Genomic DNA, 20,875 nt, shown 5'->3' on the forward strand with positions numbered 1-20,875 from the left:
TCATCCTCCCCACTTCTTTTCAGCTCTTTTCAGCTCCTGAGGAGTTCTGGCATGCCCAGCGACTACTTCTTTCCCGACCCCGAGGGCCGGGTCCCGAACGCCGCCGGATACTTCGGTGACTTCGGCGGCAAGTTCATCCCCGAGGCCCTCGTCGCCGCCGTCGACGAGGTCGCCGTCGAGTACGACAAGGCCAAGTCCGACCCCGCTTTCGCCGCCGAGCTCAACGATCTGCTCGTCCACTACACCGGCCGCCCCAGCGCCCTGACCGAGGTGCCCCGGTTCGCCGAACACGCGGGCGGCGCGCGCATCTTCCTCAAGCGCGAGGACCTCAACCACACCGGCTCGCACAAGATCAACAACGTGCTGGGCCAGGCCCTGCTCACCAAGCGCATGGGCAAGACCCGGGTCATCGCCGAGACCGGCGCCGGCCAGCACGGCGTCGCCACCGCCACCGCCTGCGCCCTCTTCGGCCTCGAATGCACCATCTACATGGGCGAGATCGACACCCAGCGCCAGGCGCTGAACGTCGCCCGGATGCGCATCCTCGGCGCCGAGGTCATCCCGGTGAAGTCCGGCAGCCGCACCCTCAAGGACGCCATCAACGAGGCGTTCCGCGACTGGGTCGCCAACGTCGACCACACCCACTACCTCTTCGGTACGGTCGCCGGCCCCCACCCCTTCCCGGCCATGGTCCGCGACTTCCACCGCGTCATCGGCGTCGAGGCCCGCCGCCAGATCCTGGAGCGTGCCGGCCGCCTCCCCGACGCGGCCGTCGCCTGCGTCGGCGGCGGTTCGAACGCGATCGGCCTGTTCCACGCCTTCATCCCGGACGAGGGCGTACGGCTGGTCGGCTGCGAGCCGGCCGGCCACGGCGTCGAGACCGGCGAGCACGCGGCCACGCTGACCGCGGGCGAGCCCGGCATCCTGCACGGCTCGCGTTCGTACGTCCTCCAGGACGACGAGGGCCAGATCACCGAGCCGTACTCCATCTCGGCCGGACTCGACTACCCGGGCATCGGCCCGGAGCACTCGTACCTGAAGGACAGCGGACGCGGCGAGTACCGGGCCGTGACCGACGACGCCGCCATGCAGGCGCTGCGACTGCTGTCGCGCACGGAAGGCATCATCCCGGCGATCGAGTCCGCGCACGCGCTCGCCGGAGCCCTGGAGCTCGGCAAGGAGCTCGGCAAGGACGGGCTGATCCTGGTCAATCTGTCCGGCCGCGGCGACAAGGACATGGACACGGCCGCGCGCTACTTCGGCCTGTACGACAAGGAAGCCGCGCACGTCGTCGAGGCGGACGCGACCGGCGAGATCGCCGAGATCGAGGGGGACGCCAAGTGAGCGGCAACATCCAGCTGTTGAGCGACACCCTGGCGCAGGCCAAGGCCGAGAACAGGGCCGCGCTCATCGCCTACCTCCCGGCCGGGTTCCCGACCGTCGACGGCGGCATCGAGGCGGTCAAGGCGGCCTTCGAGGGGGGCGCCGACGTCGTGGAGGTCGGCCTGCCGCACAGCGACCCGGTCCTCGACGGCCCGGTCATCCAGACCGCCGACGACATCGCGCTGCGCGGCGGTGTACGGATCGCCGATGTGATGCGTACGGTCCGCGAGGCCCACGAGGCCACGGGCAAGCCCGTCCTCGTCATGACGTACTGGAACCCCATCGACCGCTACGGCATCGCGCGCTTCACCGCCGAGCTCGCCGAGGCGGGCGGCGCGGGCTGCATCCTGCCCGACCTGCCGGTCGAGGAGTCCGCGGTGTGGCGTGAGCACGCCGAGAAGCACGGCCTGGCCACGGTCTTCGTCGTCGCGCCCAGCAGCAAGGACGAGCGCCTCGGCACGATCACGTCGGCCGGTTCCGGCTTCGTCTACGCCGCCTCGCTGATGGGCGTCACCGGCACCCGCGCATCGGTCGGCGCCCAGGCCCAGGACCTGGTGCGGCGCACCCGCGCCACCACCGAGCTCCCCGTCTGCGTCGGCCTGGGCGTCTCCAACGCCGAACAGGCCGCCGAGGTCGCGGGCTTCGCCGACGGTGTCATCGTCGGCTCGGCCTTCGTCAAGCGGGTGCTCGACGCGGACAGCCACGAGGCCGGGATCGCGGCGGTACGGGCGCTCGCGGGCGAGCTGGCGGAAGGCGTCCGCAAGCGCTGACGGCCACGGCCGACGCATCTCGTCATATTGCGTCATATTGGGTCACGTCATATTGGGTCACCCGTACGGGTGGACCTGGGACCGGGGAGGCACGCACGTGCCTCCCCGGTTCGTTGCTGTGGGCGTGAACGAGAAGAACCGTGACGGAAAGCGGGCCGCCCGAGAGCGGCTCCAGCAGGAACGTGAGCTGCAGAAGGCGCGCGAGAAGCGGCGGCGCCTGCTGATCGTGTCGGCGGCCGTGGTGGGTGTCCTCGGCCTGGCCGCGGTCGTCGGCGTCATCGCGGCCAACACCGGCGGAGGAGGGGGCGGCAAGGACTCCGACGCCGCCGGAGGCCCGGTCGTCGCGCCGAGCGGCGCCGAGGGCGAGAAGTCCCTCGCGCTCCCGGCGGGCGCGAGCGACGCGCCGTCCACGCTCACGATCTGGGAGGACTTCCGCTGCCCCGCCTGCGCCCAGTTCGAGAACGGGTTCCGGGAAACGATCCATGAGCTGACGGACTCCGGACAGCTCAAGGTCGAGTACCACCTCGCCACGATCATCGACGGCAACATGGGCGGCAGCGGCTCCCTGCGCGCGGCGAACGCGGCGGCGTGTGCGCAGGACGCCGGCAAGTTCGTCCCGTACCACGACGTGCTGTACCAGAACCAGCCCGCGGAGGTCGACGACGCCTTCGCCAAGAACAGCAAGCTGATCGAGCTCGCGGGCAAGGTCGAGGGGCTCGACACCCCGGCGTTCCGCAAGTGCGTCGAGGACGGCACGCACGACAGCTGGGTCGACAAGTCGGCCGAAGCCTTCCGCGCGGGCGACTTCAGCGGTACGCCGACCGTGCTGCTCAACGGGGAACCGGTCTTCCCGCAGAAGGGCAACGAGCAGATCTCCCCGGCGAACCTGAAGAAGTGGGTCGAGGAGGCGAACAAGGACAAGAAGCCGGGGACGGAGCAGCCGAGCCCGGCGGCGTCCTGAGCGGTCACCCGGCGAGCCCGGCCCCTTGACCACCCCGGGAGCCGCGGGCTGGTCACCCCCGGGAGCCGCGGGCTGATCCCCCCGGGAGTCGCGGCTCGTTACGCAGACGTTGCCCCGTCGGTTGCCGTGAGCCCGGCCCGGCAGGGTAGCGTCGGTCATGCCATGGACCTTGCCTACATTCCCAGCCCGTCGACCGGTGTGATCAACCTCGGACCGGTTCCGCTGCGCGGCTATGCCTTCTGCATCATCATCGGTGTCTTCGTCGCCGTCTGGTACGGCAACAAGCGCTGGATCGCCCGCGGCGGCAGAGCCGGCACGGTGGCCGACATCGCCGTCTGGGCGGTGCCGTTCGGCCTCGTCGGCGGCCGTCTGTACCACGTGATCACCGACTACCAGCTGTACTTCAGCGAGGGTGAGAACTGGGTCGACGCGTTCAAGATCTGGGAGGGCGGCCTCGGCATCTGGGGCGCGATCGCGTTCGGCGCGGTCGGCGCCTGGATCGGCTGCCGTCGGCGGGGCATCCCGCTGCCCGCGTACGCCGACGCCATCGCGCCCGGCATCGCCTTCGCGCAGGCGATCGGCCGGTGGGGCAACTGGTTCAACCAGGAGCTGTACGGCAAGCCGACGGATCTGCCCTGGGCCCTCGAGATCAGCGAGGGCGTGAACCGTGCGGAAGGCCTGTACCACCCGACGTTCCTGTACGAGTCGCTGTGGTGCGTCGGCGTCGCCCTGCTCGTCATCTGGGCCGACCGCCGCTTCACGCTCGGCCACGGGCGGGCGTTCGCGCTGTACGTCGCCGCGTACTGCGCCGGGCGCGTCTGGACCGAGTACCTGCGCATCGACGACGCCCACCACATCCTGGGCCTGCGTCTGAACGTATGGACCGCGATCGTGGTCTTCGCCCTCGCGGTGGCGTACATCGCGATCTCGTCCCGGCTGCGCCCGGGCCGTGAGGAGGTCGTCGAGCCTTCGGGGGCCGAGGTCACCGCGGCGAAGGACGTCACGGACGCTGTCGATCTCTCCAAGGCCCCGGACGCCTCGGACGACTCCAAGGCCTCGGACGCCTCCGAGGCCTCCGACCCGGACTCCGGGGCGGGCTCGGAGCCCGAGGCCGTGACCGAGCCCGGTACCGCGGGCAAGGAGCGCGACGGGGAACCGGCGGACTCGGGTTCCGCGGGCAAGAGCTGACCCCGCTCCCGCTCACACACGCTCCACACACCCAAGGGCCGCCCGGCTGCACCAGCCGGGCGGCCCTCGGCGTTCGCCCCACCGGCGTCCGGTACCACCGGCCTGCGGCCGTCCCACGCGCCGGGCACTCCGGAACCCCGTTCGGGGCCGTGGGCCGGGCGTCGGACGGGTCAGTCGCCGCGGCGGGCCAGGGACAGCGTGCGGTGGGCCGCCGCCACGACCGCCGCGTCGACGAAGCGGCCGTCGGGCAGCGCCAGCGCGCCCGCGTCCGTCGCCGCCGCCTTGACGATCTCCTCCGCCGCCTCCACCTCCTCCGGGCCCGGCAGATACGCCCGCTCGATGACCGGGAGCTGCCGGGGGTGGATCGCCGCCCGGCCCAGGAAGCCGAGGGCGCGGCCGTGGGCGCAGGAGTCGGCGAGGCCGTCCAGGTCGCGGATGTCCGGGAACACGGACTGCGGTGGCGGTGCGAGGCCGGCCGCGCGGGCCGCGACCACGATGCGGCTGCGCGGCCAGTCGAGCCCGCGGTCGTCCCGTACGCCCAGGTCGGCGCGGAGATCCGCCTCCCCGAGCGCGATTCCGCGGACCGCGGGATCGGCGGTCGCGATCGCGTACGCGTGCTCGACGCCGGTCGCCGATTCCAGCAGTGCGTACAGCTCCGTCCCCGGGGCGAGCGTCGCCGGACCCCGGATGTCAGTGGCGTGTGTCACCTTGGGGATACGCAGTGCGGACAGGCCCGGAAGTCCGGCCAGCGCCGCGATGTCCTGCTCTGCGTGGATCCGGACATGAACGGGCACGGGGTGAGGGGAGGCGAGCAGTTCGGCGGTCGCCGCGAGGGCGTAGTTCTTGCGGTCGGGAGCGACCGCGTCCTCGAGGTCGACGATGACGATGTCGGCTCCGCAGGACAGGGCCTTGTGGACGACATCGGGATGGTCGCCGGGGGCGTACAGCCAGGTGAGGGGGGCGGTCTCCGGGCCGACGGGCGGAGCGGGGGCTGCCAGGGGCGGGGTCATAGCGCGCCCTCGGCGCGCAGCGCGGTGATGCGATCGGGGGTGAGCCCGAGCTCGGCCAGGACCGTGTCGGTGTCCGCGCCGTGGGGCCGGCCGGCCCAGCGGATGGCACCAGGAGTGTCGGAGAGGCGGAAAAGGATGTTCTGCATACGGATCGGCCCGAGCTCCGGGTCGGGCACCTCGGTGACGCTGTCGAGCGCGCGGTACTGGGGATCGTCCATGACGTCGCGGATGTCGTAGACGGGGGCGACCGCCGCCTCCGCCTTCTCGAACGCGGCGACGACCTCGTCACGGGTGTGGCGGGCGATCCAGGCGCCCACCGCCTCGTCGAGTTCGTCGGCGTGCTCGGCCCGCCCGCTGCCGGTCGCGAACCACGGCTCGCGGGTGAACTCGGGGCGCCCGACGAGCCGCAGGACGCGTTCGGCGACGGACTGGGCGGAGGTGGAGACGGCGAGCCAGGAGCCGTCGGACGCGCGGTAGGTGTTGCGCGGGGCGTTGTTGCGGGAGCGGTTGCCGGCCCTCGGCTGGACGTAGCCGAGCTGGTCGTACCAGATGGGCTGCGGGCCGAGGACGGTGAGGATCGGTTCGATGATGGCCATGTCGACGACCTGGCCACGACCGCCGGTGGCGCGGGCGGTGAGGGCGGTCATGACGGCGTAGGAGGTGGCGAGCGCGGCGATCGAGTCGGCGAGACCGAAGGGAGGGAGCGTGGGCGGACCGTCGGGTTCGCCGGTGATGGCGGCGAAGCCGCTCATCGCCTCGGCCAGGGTGCCGAAGCCGGGGCGGTGACAGTACGGGCCGAACTGGCCGAAGCCGGTGACCCGGGCCAGGACGAGTCCGGGGTTGGCGGTGCTCAGCTCGTCCCAGCCGAGCCGCCACTTCTCCAGGGTGCCGGGGCGGAAGTTCTCGATGACGACGTCGGCGGTGGCGGCGAGGCGGAGGAGGGTGTCGCGGCCGCCGGGTGTGGACAGGTCGAGGGTGATGGTGCGCTTGTTGCGGCCGAGCAGCTTCCACCACAGGCCGATGCCGTTCTTGTCGGGGCCGTGTCCGCGGGACGGGTCGGGTTTGCGGGGGTGTTCGACCTTGATGACGTCGGCGCCGAAGTCGCCGAGCATCGTCGCGGCGAGCGGACCGGCGAAGAGGGTGGCCAGATCGAGGACGCGCAGCCCGGCGAGCGGGCCGGCTCCGGCGGGGACGGGGTGGTGCATGGGGGCTCCTTGCGAGGCTCCTGCGGGGGCTCGGGGGTGTCCGGCGGAGGGGAGAAGAGGCCGCGGTCAACCGCTGACCGGGGTGTCCGCTGCGGCTTCGTCGATCTCCACGCGGTACGGCATGGAGGACGAGGCGCCCTCGTGCTGGACGGAGAGCGCTGCGGCCGCCGATGCCCAGGCCATCGCGGCGGGCATCGGCCTGCCCTCGACGAGGGCCACGGCGAGGGCGCCGACGAAGGTGTCGCCCGCGGCGGTCGTGTCGACGGCGCGGACGTGCGGGGCGGGGACGGTGACCGGCCGGGCGCCGCGGGCGGCGTAGAGGCTGCCGGCCGCGCCCAGGGTGATCACGACCTCGGGCACCTGCCGGAGCAGCGCCTCGACGGCGGCGTGCGGGTCGGCGATGCCGGTGAGCGCGGCGGCCTCGTGCTCGTTGGGCACCAACAGGCTGGTGGCGGCGAGCAGTTCGGGAGGAAGTGGCTGCGCGGGGGCGGGGGTGAGGATGGTCCGTACGCCATGACGGCGGGCGGCCTCGGCACCGGCGGTCACGCCGGGAAGGGGGAGTTCGAGCTGGAGGAGGAGCGCCTCGGCGGTGGCGATGAGGCCTTCGTCGCCGGGGGTGAGGTGGTCGACGGTGCCGTTGGCGCCGGGGATGACGACGATCGCGTTGCCGCCCTCGTCGTCCACGACGATGTGCGCGGTTCCGGAGGGCCCTTCGGTGGTGCGCAGCAGATCGGTGTCGACGCCGGAGCCGTCGAGCGTGGCCCGCAGGCGTCCGCCGAAGTCGTCGGTGCCCACGGCGCCGATCATCGACACGGCGCCGCCGGCGCGGGCGGCGGCGACGGCCTGGTTGGCGCCCTTGCCGCCGGGGACCGTACGGAACTCGCGTCCCGTCACGGTCTCTCCGCGCCCGGGGGCCTTCGGGACGTAGGCGACGAGGTCCATGTTGGTGCTGCCGAGCACCACGATGCCGGTCATGGGCCGAGAACCTCCTGAAGGGTGGCGTGGGCGAGGGAGTCGAATCCGGTGCCGTCGAATCCGGCGACGGTGGTGGCGAGCCGGTTCTTGAGCGGGGCGGTCCACCGCTCGGGCAGCCGGTCCGGATGGCCGGCGAGCAGTCCGGCGAGGGAGCCGGCGGTGGCGCCGTTGGAGTCGGTGTCCCAGCCGCCGGACACGGCACGGCAGATGGAGCCGGTGAAGTCGCCGTCGGCGTGGGTGAGGGCGGCGGAGAGGAGGGCGGTGTTGGGGATGACGTGCACCCAGTGGTACGTGCCGTAGGCGGTGTGGAGGCGGTCCACGACGTCGTCGAAGTCGGTGTGTGCGGCAGCCGTATCGATGCCGAGGCGGACGGCGGCGGCGAGGCGGGAGCGGGGCGGGACCACGCGCAGGCCGGTGCGCAGGCACTGGTGGACGTCGGTGCTGCCGGTGGCCGCGTCGGCGAGCGCGGCGGCGAGGAACATCGCGCCGTACACGCCGTTGGCGGTGTGGGTGAGGGACGCGTCCCGGTGCGCCTGCGCGGCGGCGGCCGCCGGGTCGCCGGGGTGGGTCCAGCCGTGCACGTCGGCGCGGATGGCGGCGCCGATCCATTCGCGGAACGGGTTGTGGTGGGAGGCGGTGAGAGGTGGCTCGATGCCGGAGAGGAGGTTGCGGTAGGCGGCGCGTTCGGCGGTGAAGGTACGGCCGGCGGGGAGTTCGTCCAGCCAGAGCCGGGCGACGTCGCACGTGTGGAAGGAGCGACCGTGGCGCTGGAGCAGCAGCAGGTTGAGGAGGGGGTAGTTGAGGTCGTCGTCCTCGGGCATGCCGTCGATGTTCTCGGCAAGGGAGGTGGTGGCGGAACGGCGGTTCCAGGGGTGTGCGCGCAGCAGTTCGGGAGGGACGCCCTTCTCGGTGAACCAGGTGGTGAGCGGCCAGTTGCCGGCGGCGCGGGCGAGGGCGCGGATGGCGGGCAGGGGCAGCTTCTCGACGGGCTTGCCGAGCAGGCACCCGGCGGCCCGGCCGAGCCAGGCGGCGTGGAGCCGGTGGAGGAGGGGGGCCGGGAGCGTCTCGTGGGCGGTGGCAGGAGCCGGCCAGTCGGGGCAGAGCGCCACGACGGCCGACAGCTCCGTCGGTTCGTCGGCGGCCAACGGGGAAGGGAGCGCGGACAGTTCGTCCAGCAGCTGGATCGCCAGATCGCGCAGGTGCGGGGGCGCGGGGGCCGGGGACGCGCCCGCGTGGCGGGGCGCCGGGGGGCCGCCCGCGGACCGCCACCGGTGGGCGATCTCCGAGGCGTCGCGGCCGTCCTCCGCGGCCTGGCGGAGTTCGTGGCCGATCAGGTCCTCCGGCTGGACCCAGGTGAGGCGGAGGTCCGTCATCGGCGGACCGTCAGCTGGGCGAAGTCGGCCTCGTGGGCGCGGCGGCGCTCCGTGTCGCGGGCGAACATCTCGTACGTGACCTCCGTCAGCGTCCGTGCCGGAGCGTGCAGATCGAGGCGGCTCGCCTCCGCCACGGTCTTCACCCAGTCGGTGGGGATCGGCTCCTCGCCGTACAGGGCGCCCGCGATCGCGCCGGACATGGTGGCGATGGAATCGCAGTCGCGGCCGTAGTTGACGGAGCCGAGGACGGTACGGCGGTAGTCGCCGTCGCCGATGAGCAGCATGCCCAGGGCGATGGGGAGCTCCTCGATGGAGTGCAGCCGGGAAGGGCGGCGGGCGGCGAGGGAGGGGGCGCGGTAGTCGGGGCCGACGGTGTCGAACGGGGCGACGGCCTCGCGCAGGGGGCGCAGGGCCGGTTCGAAGTCACTGTGCCGGGCGGCGACTTCGGCCACCGCCTCGATCGCCGGACGCGTCCCGTCCTTGGCGAGGGAGAGGCAGGTGTCGACGACCGTCGTGGGGGTCGCGCCGGGTACGCAGGCCGCGGCGACCGCTGCCGCGAGGACGCCCGCCGCCTCACGGCCGTAGGAGGACTGGTGGGCGCCCGCGATGTCGAGCGCCTCGGCGTAGGCGGCGGCCGGGTTGGCGGCGTTGACCAGGCCGACCGGCGCCATGTACATCGCGGCGCCGCAGTTGACGATGTTGCCGGTGCCCGCCTCGCGCGGGTCGGCGTGGCCGTAGTGGATGCGGGCGGCGAGCCACTTCTCGGCGAGGAAGACGCGCTGGAGGGGGAGGGCTTCGGCTTCGAGTTCGGGGATCCAGCGTGGGACGGAGAGGAGGTCGGGGACGAGGTGGTCGGCGACGGCGTAGGCGTCGAGGTGGTCGCGTACGGTCCCGTAGACGCGGATCAGGGCGTGCGTCATCAGGGTGTCGTCGGTGACGTGGCCGTCGCCCTTGTGGTACGGCGCGATGGGGCGGGCGGTGCGCCAGTCGTCGCCGTGCCACGGGCCGACGATGCCGTGTACGCGGCCGCCGTGCCGTTCCACGATCTGTTCCGGGGTGTACCCCTCGACCGGTCCGCCGAGGGCGTCGCCGACCGCCGCGCCGACGAGGGAGCCCGTGATCCGGTCATCGAGTGTCGTGAGCCTGGGGGGTGTCATGTCGGAATTGTCCACCCGGGGCGGTCGCGGGTGGGGAACGCTGAGTCGGGGATTCGTATCCGACAGAGGGAGTTAGGGCCTGCCCGGTGGATCATGCTGGGCTCGCGGATCCAGCCTGATCCACCGGACAGGCTCTACTGGCGCAGCGTGCGGGCGAGCAGTTTGGCGAGCTCCACGAGGTCGGTGCCGGCGAGGCGGGGGAGGGCGCAGCCGGCGAGGGTGCGGCAGGCGTCCCGCCAGGCGGCGGGCACGGCGGCGCCGCCGCCGAGCGCGCCGGTCAGCGCCCCGGCGAGGGCGGGCGCGGAGTCGGCGACGCGGGACAGGCAGGCGGCGGCCGGGATCGCGCCGGTCACCTCGCCGCGGGCTGCGGTGGCGAGGGCGAGGGCGACGGGGACGGTCTCGGCGGCGGCGATGCCGTAGCTGTAGACGTGGTCGACGATCTGGTGTTCCAGGAGGGGGACGAGCGAGAAGGCGTCGTCGGCGTTGCGGGCCAGCTTGACGGCGTGCCGGGCGTTGCGGCCGATCTCGGTGACGTCGGGGAGCTGGGCGAGGGCGGCGTCCACGGAGTCGTCCACGGGCGCTCCGCCGAGCGCGGCGGCGACCGCGGCCGCCATGGCGCGCGCGCCGTGGACTCCGTCGCCGTCCTGGGTGTAGCGGGCGTCGAACTCGGCGAGTTCGGCGGCGGCCTGCGGGTCGCCGGGGTGGACGACGGCGAGTACGGCGGCGCGTACGCAGGCGGCGTCGTCGAAGTAGTGCGGGTTGTCGTGGCCGGTGGCGGGCGGGCGCAGACCGGTGGCGAGGTTGCCGAGACCGGCGCGTACGGAGATCCGGGCGCGCAGGGGGAGCACGGCGGACTCGACCTCGGGCGCGCGCGCGGCGGCCGCGGCGACCTCACCGGCGAGGGAGTTCCAGGCGAGGTCGACGGCGGCGCGCATACGGCGCCCCAGCGTGAGGCCGTGGAAGTGCTCGCCGCCGGCGGTGAGCACGGTCTCGGCGGCGAAGGCGGCCCATTCGGCGTCGTCGGACGGGCCGAGCCGGAGGGGTTCGGGGGGCTGGTTGAGGGCGATGGGGACGGGGAGGGTGGTCGTGGCGTTCTGCTCGGCGAAGGTGTCCAGCTCCCGGGTCAGCCGCCGGGTCCACTCGGGCATCCGCGCGGCCCGGTGCCGCGCGGCGGGCCACCCGGCGGCATCCCCCGCGGCGAGCCCGAGGAGCACGCCCTCGATCCGACCGCGCCGCGTGACCGAAGCCGCACCCTCCACGGGGGCCCGGACGCGGCCCCCGGTGAGCCCACCGGCCCATGCCCCGGCCGGGGCCCCGGCCCGGCTCCTGATCCAGGCACGCACCCCGGTCTTCGCCCGGGGTGACACCGGGGCCTCGGCCGGGGGCTCCGTCCGGGGCCCCAGCGGCGCTTCCTCCCGAAGCGCGCTCGCGAGGGAGTCTCCCGGGGCTCCCCTCGGGGCTTCCTCCCGGAGCACGTCGGTGTGGGTGTCCGTCCGGGGCCGTGCCGGGGCCCCTGCCCGGGTTTCGGTCCGGGCGCTCACCTGGGGTCTTGCCGGGGTGTCCGCCGGGGCCTCGCCCACGGCTTCGCCCCGGGGCGCCGTCCCCGGTTCCGCGCGGGTTCCGACCCGGGGCTCGGCCCGGGTTTCCCGGAGCGCGCCAGCGCGGGTCTCGGCCCGTGGCTCTGCCTGGGCCTCGACCCGGGGCCCGCCCCGGGCTCTCACCCGGGGATCCGTGTGGGGCTCCCGGGCGTCGAGGGTGCCTCGCACCGACGTCTCCGTCTGGGGCTCTGCCCGGGCTTCCTCCTGGAGCGGGCCCACCCGGTATTCCGCCGGGGTTTCCTCCCGGGGCGCGCCCGGGAGGGCCTCCGTATGGAGCGTCGGACCGGGCTCCGACGGGGGTCGGGGGTCCCCCGGGGGGAGGGGGGCATCGGAGGGGCTCGGGGGGCCGGTGTGTTCGGTGTACGGGGTCGGGTCCGCGTCGGTGTGGGGGGTCGGGTCCAGGGGGCCGGGGGTCATGAGAGGGCCTCGGTGTCGTCGTACGGGGTGAGGAGGTCGGCGATGTCCAGGACGTGGTAGCCGCGCATCGAGGGGAGGCAGCTGCCGTGGACCGGGCCGATCGCGGCGGCCCAGTCCGGGGGGATCGAGGACGCCCCCGACATCGCTCCGGCGAGGGCGCCCGCGACCGCCGCCGTGGTGTCGGCGTCGCGGCCCATGTTGACCGCGGTGAGCACGGACGTACGGAAGTCGCCGCGCGCCGCCGCGAAGGCGCCGAAGGCGAGGCCGACCGCCTCGGGGGCGAGGTCCGTCCAGGGGTAGCCGCCGATGACGACGGCGGAGCGGACGGTGCGTTCGCGGCTGAGCGGGTCGGGGCCCGTCCGCTCCGCCGCGACGACCGCGCGGCGCATGGAGCGCGCGGTCCAGGAGTCCATCGGGACGACGGAGAGCGCCGCGCCGATGACCCCGGCGGGGCCCGCGCCGGCCACCGCCGCCGCGACGCCCGCCGCCACCGCCTGGCCGCCGTAGATCCCCTCCCCGTCGTGGCTGACGCAGCCGTCGATGGCCACGAGCCGCGCGGCCTCCTCGGGGCGGCCCGCCGCGAAGACGCCGAAGGGGGCGGCTCTCATCGCGAGGCCGTCGCTCCAGGCGTGCCGGTGCTGGGCCGTGATCGGGGCGGCCAGGCCCCGGCGGAGGTTCTCCAGGGTGCCGCGTTCACTGAACCCGGCGCCCCGGAAGGGCCCCTCGTCGAGGTCCGCGATCCAGTGGTGCCAGGCGTTCTCGACGTGCGACACCGTGAGCGCCGAGCCGTGCCGGGCCAGCAACAGCCCGGAGAAGATCGCGTACTCCGTGTCGTCCGTGCCCGCCGGGCTGTCGCTGACGAAGCCTTCGATCCGCCCCCATCGGCGGCGGATCTCGGACGGCCGCATGTTCTCCGCGGGCGCCCCGAGCGCGTCACCGACGGCGAGTCCGAGCAGTGCGCCGCGGGCCCGATCGCATGCAATCCACTCCACCGAGTCACCCCTTTGTACGGCACAGAGCCTGTCCTGGATCTGTGCCACGCGGGGCGCGCCGCGCGCGTCCGGAAGGCCCTGTGTCACTCGCTCGGCAGTACGCCGCGGCCCCCAGGTAAGTAAAGCCTGCCTTGCTGGCGCGCCCCTTACATGGGGCGTACTTTCGAGGCATCGAGGGGGGCGGGCGCCGTTGCGAACCCGCTCTGGGAGCAAGGGGAGAGCTGTGTCCATCATCGAGACCGAAGCCGTACTGCACGAGGCGCACCGCGACAATCACACGCACCGCGATGTGAACGGCGGCTGGCTGCGTCCCGCGGTGTTCGGCGCGATGGACGGACTCGTCTCCAACCTCGCCCTGATGACCGGTGTCGCGGGCGGCTCCGCGTCCCAGCAGGCCATCGTGATCACCGGCCTCGCCGGGCTCGCGGCGGGAGCCTTCTCCATGGCGGCCGGAGAGTACACCTCCGTGGCCTCGCAGCGCGAACTCGTCCAGGCGGAACTGGATGTCGAGCGCCAGCAGTTGCGCAAGCACCCCGTCGACGAGATGGAGGAGCTCGCCGCGCTGTACGTGGCCCGGGGGGTCGAGCCGCCGCTCGCCCGCGAGGTGGCGATGCAGCTGTCCCGGGACCCGGAGCAGGCACTGGAGATCCACGCCCGCGAGGAGCTCGGTATCGACCCGGACGATCTGCCGTCGCCGACCGTCGCCGCCGTGTCGTCCTTCGGGTCGTTCGCGCTCGGCGCGCTGCTGCCCGTGCTGCCGTACCTGCTCGGCGCCACGGCGCTCTGGCCGGCCGTGCTGCTGGCGCTCGCCGGGCTCTTCGGCTGCGGCGCGCTGGTGGCCAGGGTGACGGCCCGGGGCTGGTGGTTCAGCGGTCTGCGCCAGCTCGCGCTGGGCGGAGCCGCTGCGGCGGTGACGTACGGGGTCGGCTCACTCATCGGCGCGGCGGTCTGACGGCTCGGCACGGGGCGAGGGCCCGGCCCAGCGGCCCAGCGGTCCGGACGGTCCGGTGGCCCAGGAGTCCGGCGGTCATGCCCGGTCTGGACCGTCCGGTGGTCTGGATGTTCCGGCGGCCCAGGGGTCCGGCGGCCCTGCCCGGTCTGGACCGTCCGGTGGTCTGGATGTTCCGCCGGCCCAGGGGTCCGGCGGTCGTGCCCAGTCCGGACCGTCCGGCGGTCAGGCCCGGCCGCCCGACGTTCCGGTTCCAGCGGCCATTCGGCCCGTTCGACCGCCCGGTGCGGGTGACGCGCGGCGGTCGCAAGCCGCCGCCGCGAGCCGTTCAGGTCAGAAATTCGGCGCCCGAACGGATGTAACCCCGCAACCTCGAAGGCCCCAGGCTCGCGCGACCTGTCATTCGCAGGCCTTTACTGCCGTCCGGCCTCAACTCCCCCTCCCCGCAAGCCGTCTGTGACGTACGTCCCGGTGCTGAATCCGCTCGCCGATGAGACACTGTCCGCGGCTCCACATAAGCAGCCATTACCCGGCGGTTTCGAAAGCTTTACCACCGGGCATGAGCCGTAAGCGCCGCGGGCAATGAAGCCTGCTCTGCACCGGGACGACGGACGTCGATCCGTCCGCACCCGCCCCCCACACACCCGCACCGCATCGACCTACCCCCACCGACGGTGTCCGCATGATGGAATGCCCCTTCCGCTGACCGGAAAACGCCCCATCATGTAACCTGCACGAAATTTCAGCGGAGGGCCAACGTCGTCCCTCGGCACTTGCACATGCCACGACGACGACGGGAGAGCCGATGCGTTCCGACGCCTGGTCGCCCATGGACGGTCGCCCTGCTCCGCAGGGAATGTACGACCCCCGTAACGAACACGACGCCTGTGGTGTCGGGTTCGTGGCCACCCTCACCGGTGTTGCCAGCCACGAGCTGGTCGAGCAGGCGTTGACCGTTCTGCGCAATCTGGAGCACCGCGGCGCCACCGGCTCCGAGCCCGACTCGGGTGACGGCGCCGGCATCCTCTTCCAGGTCCCCGACGCGTTCCTGCGCGAGGTCACCGGATTCGAGCTCCCCGAGGCGGGTTCGTACGCCGTCGGTATCGCCTTCCTCCCCGTCGACGGCTCCGCACAGGCCGTCGAGCGGATCGAGGCGATCGCGGCCGAGGAAGGCCTCACCGTCCTCGGCTGGCGCGAGGTCCCCGTGGCCCCCGAGCTGCTCGGCGCCACCGCCCGCTCCACCATGCCGGCCTTCCGCCAGCTGTTCGTGGCCGACGGGACGTCGACCGGCATCGTGCTGGACCGCAAGGCGTTCGTCCTGCGCAAGCGTGCCGAGCGCGAGGTCGGGGTGTACTTCCCCTCCCTCTCCGCCCGCACCATCGTCTACAAGGGCATGCTGACCACCGGCCAGCTGGAGCCCTTCTTCCCGGACCTGTCCGACCGGCGCTGCGCCTCGGCCGTCGCCCTCGTGCACTCCCGGTTCTCGACCAACACCTTCCCGAGCTGGCCGCTCGCCCACCCGTACCGCTTCGTCGCCCACAACGGCGAGATCAACACGGTCAAGGGCAACCGCAACTGGATGCGCGCCCGTGAGTCGCAGCTGGCCAGCGACGCGTTCGGCTCTGCCGACAATGGACGCAGCGGGACGGAGAAGCTGGACCGCATCTTCCCCGTCTGTACGCCGGACGCCTCCGACTCCGCCTCCTTCGACGAGGTCCTGGAACTGCTCCACCTCGGCGGCCGCTCGCTCCCGCACAGCGTCCTGATGATGGTCCCGGAGGCGTGGGAGAACCACGACTCCATGGACCCGGCCCGGCGCGCCTTCTACCAGTACCACTCCACGATGATGGAGCCCTGGGACGGCCCGGCCTGTGTCACCTTCACCGACGGCGTCCAGGTCGGCGCCGTGCTCGACCGCAACGGTCTGCGCCCCGGCCGCTACTGGGTCACCGACGAGGGCCTCGTGGTCCTCTCCTCCGAGGTGGGTGTCCTCGACATCGACCCCGCCAAGGTCGTCCGCAAGGGCCGCCTCCAGCCGGGCAAGATGTTCCTCGTCGACACCGCCGAGCACCGCATCATCGAGGACGACGAGATCAAGGCCGGCCTGGCCGCCGAGAACCCGTACCAGGACTGGCTGGAGACCGGGATCATCGAGCTCGAGGACCTCCCCGAGCGCGAGCACATCGTCCACACCCACGCCTCGGTCACCCGCCGCCAGCAGACCTTCGGCTACACCGAGGAAGAGCTCCGCGTCATCCTTGCGCCGATGGCCCGCACCGGCGGTGAGCCGCTGGGCTCCATGGGTACGGACTCCCCGATCGCGGCCCTCTCCGAGCGGCCCCGCCTCCTGTTCGACTACTTCACCCAGCTGTTCGCGCAGGTCACGAACCCGCCGCTGGATGCCATCCGCGAGGAGCTCGTCACCTCGCTGCACTCGTCCCTCGGCCCCCAGGGCAACCTGCTGGACCCGACCGCCGCGTCGTGCCGCAGCGTCACCCTGCCCTTCCCGGTGATCGACAACGATGAGCTGGCCAAGCTCATCCACATCAACGCCGACGGCGACATGCCCGGCATGAAGGCCGCCACGCTCTCCGGCCTCTACCGGGTCAGCGGCGGCGGCGAGGCCCTCGCCGCCCGGATCGAGGAGATCTGCGCCGAGGCCGACGCCGCCATCGAGGACGGCGCCCGCCTGATCGTCCTCTCCGACCGGCACTCCGACGCCGAGCACGCGCCGATCCCGTCGCTGCTGCTCACCGCCGCCGTCCACCACCACCTCATCCGCACCAAGCAGCGCACCCAGGTGGGCCTGCTGGTCGAGGCCGGTGACGTCCGCGAGGTGCACCACGTCGCGCTGCTCATCGGTTACGGCGCCGCCGCCGTCAACCCGTACCTGGCGATGGAGTCGGTCGAGGACCTGCTGCGCGCCGGTACGTTCATCGAGGGCATCGAGCCCGAGAAGGCCATCCGCAACCTGATCTACGCGCTCGGCAAGGGCGTCCTCAAGGTCATGTCGAAGATGGGCATCTCCACCGTCGCCTCCTACCGCGGCGCCCAGGTCTTCGAGGCCGTCGGCCTCGACGAGGCCTTCGTCGCCAAGTACTTCGACGGTACGGCCACCAAGATCGGCGGCGCCGGCCTCGACGTCGTCGCCCAGGAGGTCGCCGCCCGGCACGCCAAGGCGTACCCGGCCAGCGGCATCGCGCCGGCGCACCGCGCGCTGGAGATCGGTGGCGAGTACCAGTGGCGCCGCGAGGGCGAGCCGCACCTGTTCGACCCGGAGACGGTCTTCCGCCTCCAGCACGCCACGCGCAACAAGCGGTACGACATCTTCAAGAAGTACACGGACCGCGTGAACGAGCAGTCCGAGCGCCTGATGACGCTGCGCGGCCTGTTCAACTTCTCGTCCGACCGCGAGTCGATCTCCATCGACGAGGTCGAGCCGGTCAGCGAGATCGTCAAGCGCTTCTCCACCGGCGCCATGTCGTACGGCTCGATCTCCCGCGAGGCGCACGAGACCCTCGCCATCGCCATGAACCAGCTGGGCGGCAAGTCCAACACCGGTGAGGGCGGCGAGGACCCGGAGCGCCTGTACGACCCGGCGCGCCGCTCGTCGATCAAGCAGGTCGCCTCCGGCCGCTTCGGTGTGACGTCCGAGTACCTGGTCAACGCGGACGACATCCAGATCAAGATGGCCCAGGGAGCCAAGCCCGGTGAGGGCGGCCAGCTGCCCGGCCACAAGGTCTACCCGTGGGTCGCCAAGACCCGGCACTCCACCCCGGGTGTCGGCCTGATCTCCCCGCCGCCGCACCACGACATCTACTCCATCGAGGACCTGGCTCAGCTGATCCACGACCTCAAGAACGCCAACCCCGTGGCGCGTATCCACGTGAAGCTGGTGTCGGAGGTCGGTGTCGGCACGGTCGCGGCCGGTGTGTCCAAGGCGCACGCCGACGTGGTGCTCATCTCGGGCCACGACGGCGGCACCGGCGCCTCGCCGCTCACGTCGCTGAAGCACGCGGGTGGCCCCTGGGAGCTCGGCCTCGCCGAGACCCAGCAGACGCTGCTGCTCAACGGCCTGCGCGACCGCATCGTCGTGCAGACCGACGGTCAGCTCAAGACCGGCCGTGACGTCGTCATCGCCGCGCTGCTCGGCGCCGAGGAGTTCGGTTTCGCGACCGCGCCGCTCGTCGTCTCCGGCTGCGTGATGATGCGCGTCTGCCACCTGGACACCTGCCCGGTCGGTATCGCCACCCAGAACCCGGTCCTGCGGGAGCGGTTCTCCGGCAAGGCCGAGTTCGTCGTCAACTTCTTCGAGTTCATCGCCGAAGAGGTCCGCGAGCTGCTCGCCGAGCTGGGCTTCCGCACGCTGCAGGAGGCCGTCGGCCACGCCGAGCTGTTGGACACCGCCAAGGCCGTGACGCACTGGAAGGCGCAGGGCCTCGACCTGGAGCCGCTCTTCTACGTGCCCGAGCTGCCCGAGGGCGCCGTGCGCCACCAGCTGATCGAGCAGGACCACGGCCTGGAGAAGGCCCTGGACAACGAGCTGATCGAGCTGGCGGCCGACGCGCTGGCCGCTTCCTCCGTCGAGGAGGCCCGGCCGGTCCGCGCCCGGGTCGCGATCCGGAACATCAACCGGACCGTCGGCACCATGCTCGGCCACGAGGTGACGAAGAAGTTCGGCGGTGCGGGCCTGCCCGACGACACCATCGACATCACCTTCACCGGCTCGGCCGGCCAGTCCTTCGGCGCCTTCCTGCCGCGCGGTGTCACGCTCCGCCTGGAGGGCGACGCCAACGACTACGTCGGCAAGGGCCTGTCCGGCGGCCGCGTCGTCGTCCGCCCGGACCGCGGCGCCGACCACCTCGCCGAGTACTCGACGATCGCCGGCAACACGATCGCCTACGGCGCGACCGGCGGCGAGCTGTTCCTGCGCGGCCGCACCGGCGAGCGCTTCTGCGTCCGCAACTCCGGTGCGCTGGTCGTCTCGGAGGGCGTGGGCGACCACGGCTGCGAGTACATGACCGGCGGTCACGCCGTCGTCCTCGGCGAGACGGGACGTAACTTCGCGGCCGGCATGTCCGGCGGTGTCGCGTACGTCATCGACCTCGACAAGGACAACGTCAACGTCGGCAACGTCGGCGCCGTCGAGGCCCTGAGCGACACCGACGAGCAGTGGCTGCACGACGTCGTGCGCCGCCACCACGAGGAGACGGGCTCCACCGTCGCCGAGAAGCTCCTCGCCGACTGGACCACGGCCGTGGCCCGGTTCAGCAAGATCATCCCGACCACGTACAAGGCAGTGCTCGCCGCCAAGGACGCCGCTGAGCTCGCCGGTCTCTCCGAGCAGGAGACCACCGAGAAGATGATGGAGGCGGCGACCAATGGCTGACCCCAAGGGCTTCCTGACCACCGGGCGCGAAGTCGCCCAGACCCGTCCGGTGGGCGACCGCCTCAAGGACTGGAACGAGGTCTACGTTCCCAAGTCCCTGCTGCCGATCATCAGCAAGCAGGCCGGGCGCTGCATGGACTGCGGCATCCCGTTCTGCCACAACGGCTGTCCGCTGGGGAACCTGATTCCCGAGTGGAACGACTACGCCTACCGTGAGGACTGGCAGGCCGCCAGCGAGCGGCTGCACGCCACGAACAACTTCCCGGAGTTCACGGGCCGCCTGTGCCCCGCTCCGTGCGAGGCGGCGTGCGTCCTCGGCATCAACCAGCCGGCCGTCACCATCAAGAACGTCGAAGTCTCCATCATCGACAAGGCGTGGGACGCCAACGACGTCAAGCCGCAGCCGCCCGAGCGGCTGTCCGGCAAGACCGTCGCCGTCATCGGCTCCGGCCCGGCGGGTCTCGCCGCCGCCCAGCAGCTGACCCGGGCGGGCCACACGGTGGCCGTGTACGAGCGCGCCGACCGCATCGGCGGACTGCTGCGCTACGGCATCCCCGAGTTCAAGATGGAGAAGCGGCACATCAACCGCCGCATCGAGCAGATGCGCGCGGAGGGCACCAAGTTCCGCACGGGCGTGGAGATCGGCCGCGACATCGACGCGGCGAAGCTGCGCCGCCGCTACGACGCCGTCGTCATCGCCGCCGGTGCCACGACCGCCCGCGATCTGCCGGTGCCCGGCCGTGAGCTGAACGGCATCCACCAGGCGATGGAGTACCTGCCGCTGGCCAACAAGGTCGTCGAGGGCGACTTCGTGGCCCCGCCGATCACCGCCGAGGGCAAGCACGTCGTCGTCATCGGCGGCGGCGACACGGGTGCCGACTGCGTCGGTACGGCCCACCGCCAGGGCGCGGCCTCCGTCACCCAGCTGGAGATCATGCCCCGGCCGTCGGACGACCGCCCGGGCCACCAGCCCTGGCCGACGTTCCCGATGCTCTACAAGGTCACGTCCGCGCACGAGGAGGGCGGCGAGCGGGTCTACTCCGTCTCCACCACCCACTTCGAGGGCGACGAGGACGGCAACGTCCAGTTCCTGCACCTCGTCGAGGTCGAGTTCGTCGACGGCAAGCTCACCCAGAAGCCCGGCTCCGAGCGGAAGATCCCGGCCCAGCTGGTCACGCTCGCCATGGGCTTCACCGGCACGGACGTCGAGAACGGTCTCGTCTCGCAGTTCGGCGTCGAGCTGGACGAGCGCGGCAACGTCGCGCGGGACGCCGACTTCGCCACGAACGTCGACGGCGTCTACGTCGCAGGTGACGCGGGCCGCGGCCAGTCCCTCATCGTCTGGGCCATCGCCGAGGGCCGCTCGGCGGCCCGTGGCGTGGACCGCTACCTCACCGGCGCGAGCGAGCTGCCGGCCCCGATCCGCCCGACGGACCGTGCTCTGACGGTCTGACCCCACCAGACGATCCGTACAACGGAGTACGGACCTGACACGGCGCCTGCCCTAG

General features: G+C 72.5%; 14 protein-coding genes. 7 read left to right on the forward strand and 7 right to left on the reverse strand.

The window, feature by feature from the left end; all coding sequences use genetic code 11:
• Positions 1-51 precede the first annotated feature (51 nt).
• The 4 genes from trpB to lgt all read left to right on the forward strand — a co-directional run bounded on the left by trpB (position 52) and on the right by lgt (position 4,302).
• A complete protein-coding gene (trpB, locus tag ABT342_RS11560) occupies positions 52-1,344 on the forward strand; it encodes a tryptophan synthase subunit beta (protein WP_351570601.1) in 1,293 nt (430 codons plus the stop codon).
• Positions 1,341-2,153 (forward strand): tryptophan synthase subunit alpha, encoded by an 813-nt coding sequence (gene trpA, locus ABT342_RS11565; RefSeq protein WP_351570604.1) that lies wholly within the window; start codon positions 1,341-1,343, stop codon positions 2,151-2,153. Before trpB ends, trpA begins: the two co-directional genes overlap by 4 nt.
• Positions 2,154-2,271: 118 nt before the next feature.
• Positions 2,272-3,114, forward strand: coding sequence for a DsbA family protein (locus ABT342_RS11570; protein WP_502965516.1), 843 nt, complete (start codon positions 2,272-2,274; stop codon positions 3,112-3,114).
• A 162-nt stretch (positions 3,115-3,276) separates the two neighbouring features.
• The gene (gene lgt, locus ABT342_RS11575) at positions 3,277-4,302 is read left to right on the forward strand and encodes a prolipoprotein diacylglyceryl transferase (protein ID WP_351570611.1); all 1,026 of its coding nucleotides are present in this window, start codon (positions 3,277-3,279) and stop codon (positions 4,300-4,302) included.
• A gap of 170 nt (positions 4,303-4,472) precedes the next feature.
• Here lgt and ABT342_RS11580 read toward each other — a convergent pair whose 3' ends face one another.
• From ABT342_RS11580 to ABT342_RS11610, 7 genes are all read right to left on the reverse strand, one after another.
• Positions 4,473-5,312 (reverse strand): HpcH/HpaI aldolase/citrate lyase family protein, encoded by an 840-nt coding sequence (locus ABT342_RS11580; RefSeq protein WP_351570614.1) that lies wholly within the window; start codon positions 5,310-5,312, stop codon positions 4,473-4,475.
• Entirely contained in the window at positions 5,309-6,517 is a 1,209-nt protein-coding gene (locus ABT342_RS11585) for a CaiB/BaiF CoA transferase family protein (protein ID WP_351570617.1), read from the reverse strand. Before ABT342_RS11585 ends, ABT342_RS11580 begins: the two co-directional genes overlap by 4 nt.
• Before the next feature lie 66 nt (positions 6,518-6,583).
• Positions 6,584-7,492 carry a ribokinase gene (gene rbsK, locus ABT342_RS11590; protein ID WP_351570620.1) on the reverse strand — a complete coding sequence of 303 codons (909 nt, stop codon included), beginning with the start codon at positions 7,490-7,492 and terminating at the stop codon, positions 6,584-6,586.
• Entirely contained in the window at positions 7,489-8,865 is a 1,377-nt protein-coding gene (locus ABT342_RS11595) for an ADP-ribosylglycohydrolase family protein (RefSeq protein WP_351570623.1), read from the reverse strand. The genes rbsK and ABT342_RS11595 overlap by 4 nt, the downstream gene beginning before the upstream one ends.
• A complete protein-coding gene (locus ABT342_RS11600) occupies positions 8,862-10,022 on the reverse strand; it encodes an ADP-ribosylglycohydrolase family protein (protein WP_351570626.1) in 1,161 nt (386 codons plus the stop codon). The genes ABT342_RS11595 and ABT342_RS11600 overlap by 4 nt, the downstream gene beginning before the upstream one ends.
• Before the next feature lie 134 nt (positions 10,023-10,156).
• Entirely contained in the window at positions 10,157-11,281 is a 1,125-nt protein-coding gene (locus ABT342_RS11605) for an ADP-ribosylglycohydrolase family protein (RefSeq protein ID WP_351571007.1), read from the reverse strand.
• Between the two features lie 752 nt (positions 11,282-12,033).
• A complete protein-coding gene (locus ABT342_RS11610; protein ID WP_351570629.1) occupies positions 12,034-13,029 on the reverse strand; it encodes an ADP-ribosylglycohydrolase family protein in 996 nt (331 codons plus the stop codon).
• A 223-nt stretch (positions 13,030-13,252) separates the two neighbouring features.
• Between ABT342_RS11610 and ABT342_RS11615 the strand changes: the two genes are divergently transcribed.
• The 3 genes from ABT342_RS11615 to ABT342_RS11625 all read left to right on the forward strand — a co-directional run bounded on the left by ABT342_RS11615 (position 13,253) and on the right by ABT342_RS11625 (position 20,820).
• Entirely contained in the window at positions 13,253-13,981 is a 729-nt protein-coding gene (locus tag ABT342_RS11615; RefSeq protein ID WP_351570632.1) for a VIT1/CCC1 transporter family protein, read from the forward strand.
• Positions 13,982-14,783: 802 nt separating this feature from the next.
• Positions 14,784-19,367 (forward strand): glutamate synthase large subunit, encoded by a 4,584-nt coding sequence (gene gltB / locus ABT342_RS11620; protein ID WP_351570635.1) that lies wholly within the window; start codon positions 14,784-14,786, stop codon positions 19,365-19,367.
• Positions 19,360-20,820, forward strand: coding sequence for a glutamate synthase subunit beta (locus ABT342_RS11625; RefSeq protein ID WP_351570638.1), 1,461 nt, complete (start codon positions 19,360-19,362; stop codon positions 20,818-20,820). The genes gltB and ABT342_RS11625 overlap by 8 nt, the downstream gene beginning before the upstream one ends.
• The last annotated feature ends 55 nt before the right edge of the window (positions 20,821-20,875 follow it).

The organism is Streptomyces sp. NPDC000410 (assembly GCF_040300305.1).
In the GTDB taxonomy this organism is placed as follows: Bacteria; Actinomycetota; Actinomycetes; order Streptomycetales; family Streptomycetaceae; genus Streptomyces.

Coding starts and splice junctions, on each gene's coding strand:
- trpB (WP_351570601.1), top strand. CDS start 52: ATGCCCAGCGACTACTTCTTTCCCGACCCCGAGGGCCGGGTCCCGAAC.
- lgt (WP_351570611.1), top strand. CDS start 3,277: ATGGACCTTGCCTACATTCCCAGCCCGTCGACCGGTGTGATCAACCTC.
- ABT342_RS11580 (WP_351570614.1), bottom strand. CDS start 5,312: ATGACCCCGCCCCTGGCAGCCCCCGCTCCGCCCGTCGGCCCGGAGACC.
- ABT342_RS11585 (WP_351570617.1), bottom strand. CDS start 6,517: ATGCACCACCCCGTCCCCGCCGGAGCCGGCCCGCTCGCCGGGCTGCGC.
- rbsK (WP_351570620.1), bottom strand. CDS start 7,492: ATGACCGGCATCGTGGTGCTCGGCAGCACCAACATGGACCTCGTCGCC.
- ABT342_RS11595 (WP_351570623.1), bottom strand. CDS start 8,865: ATGACGGACCTCCGCCTCACCTGGGTCCAGCCGGAGGACCTGATCGGC.
- ABT342_RS11600 (WP_351570626.1), bottom strand. CDS start 10,022: ATGACACCCCCCAGGCTCACGACACTCGATGACCGGATCACGGGCTCC.
- gltB (WP_351570635.1), top strand. CDS start 14,784: ATGCGTTCCGACGCCTGGTCGCCCATGGACGGTCGCCCTGCTCCGCAG.
- ABT342_RS11625 (WP_351570638.1), top strand. CDS start 19,360: ATGGCTGACCCCAAGGGCTTCCTGACCACCGGGCGCGAAGTCGCCCAG.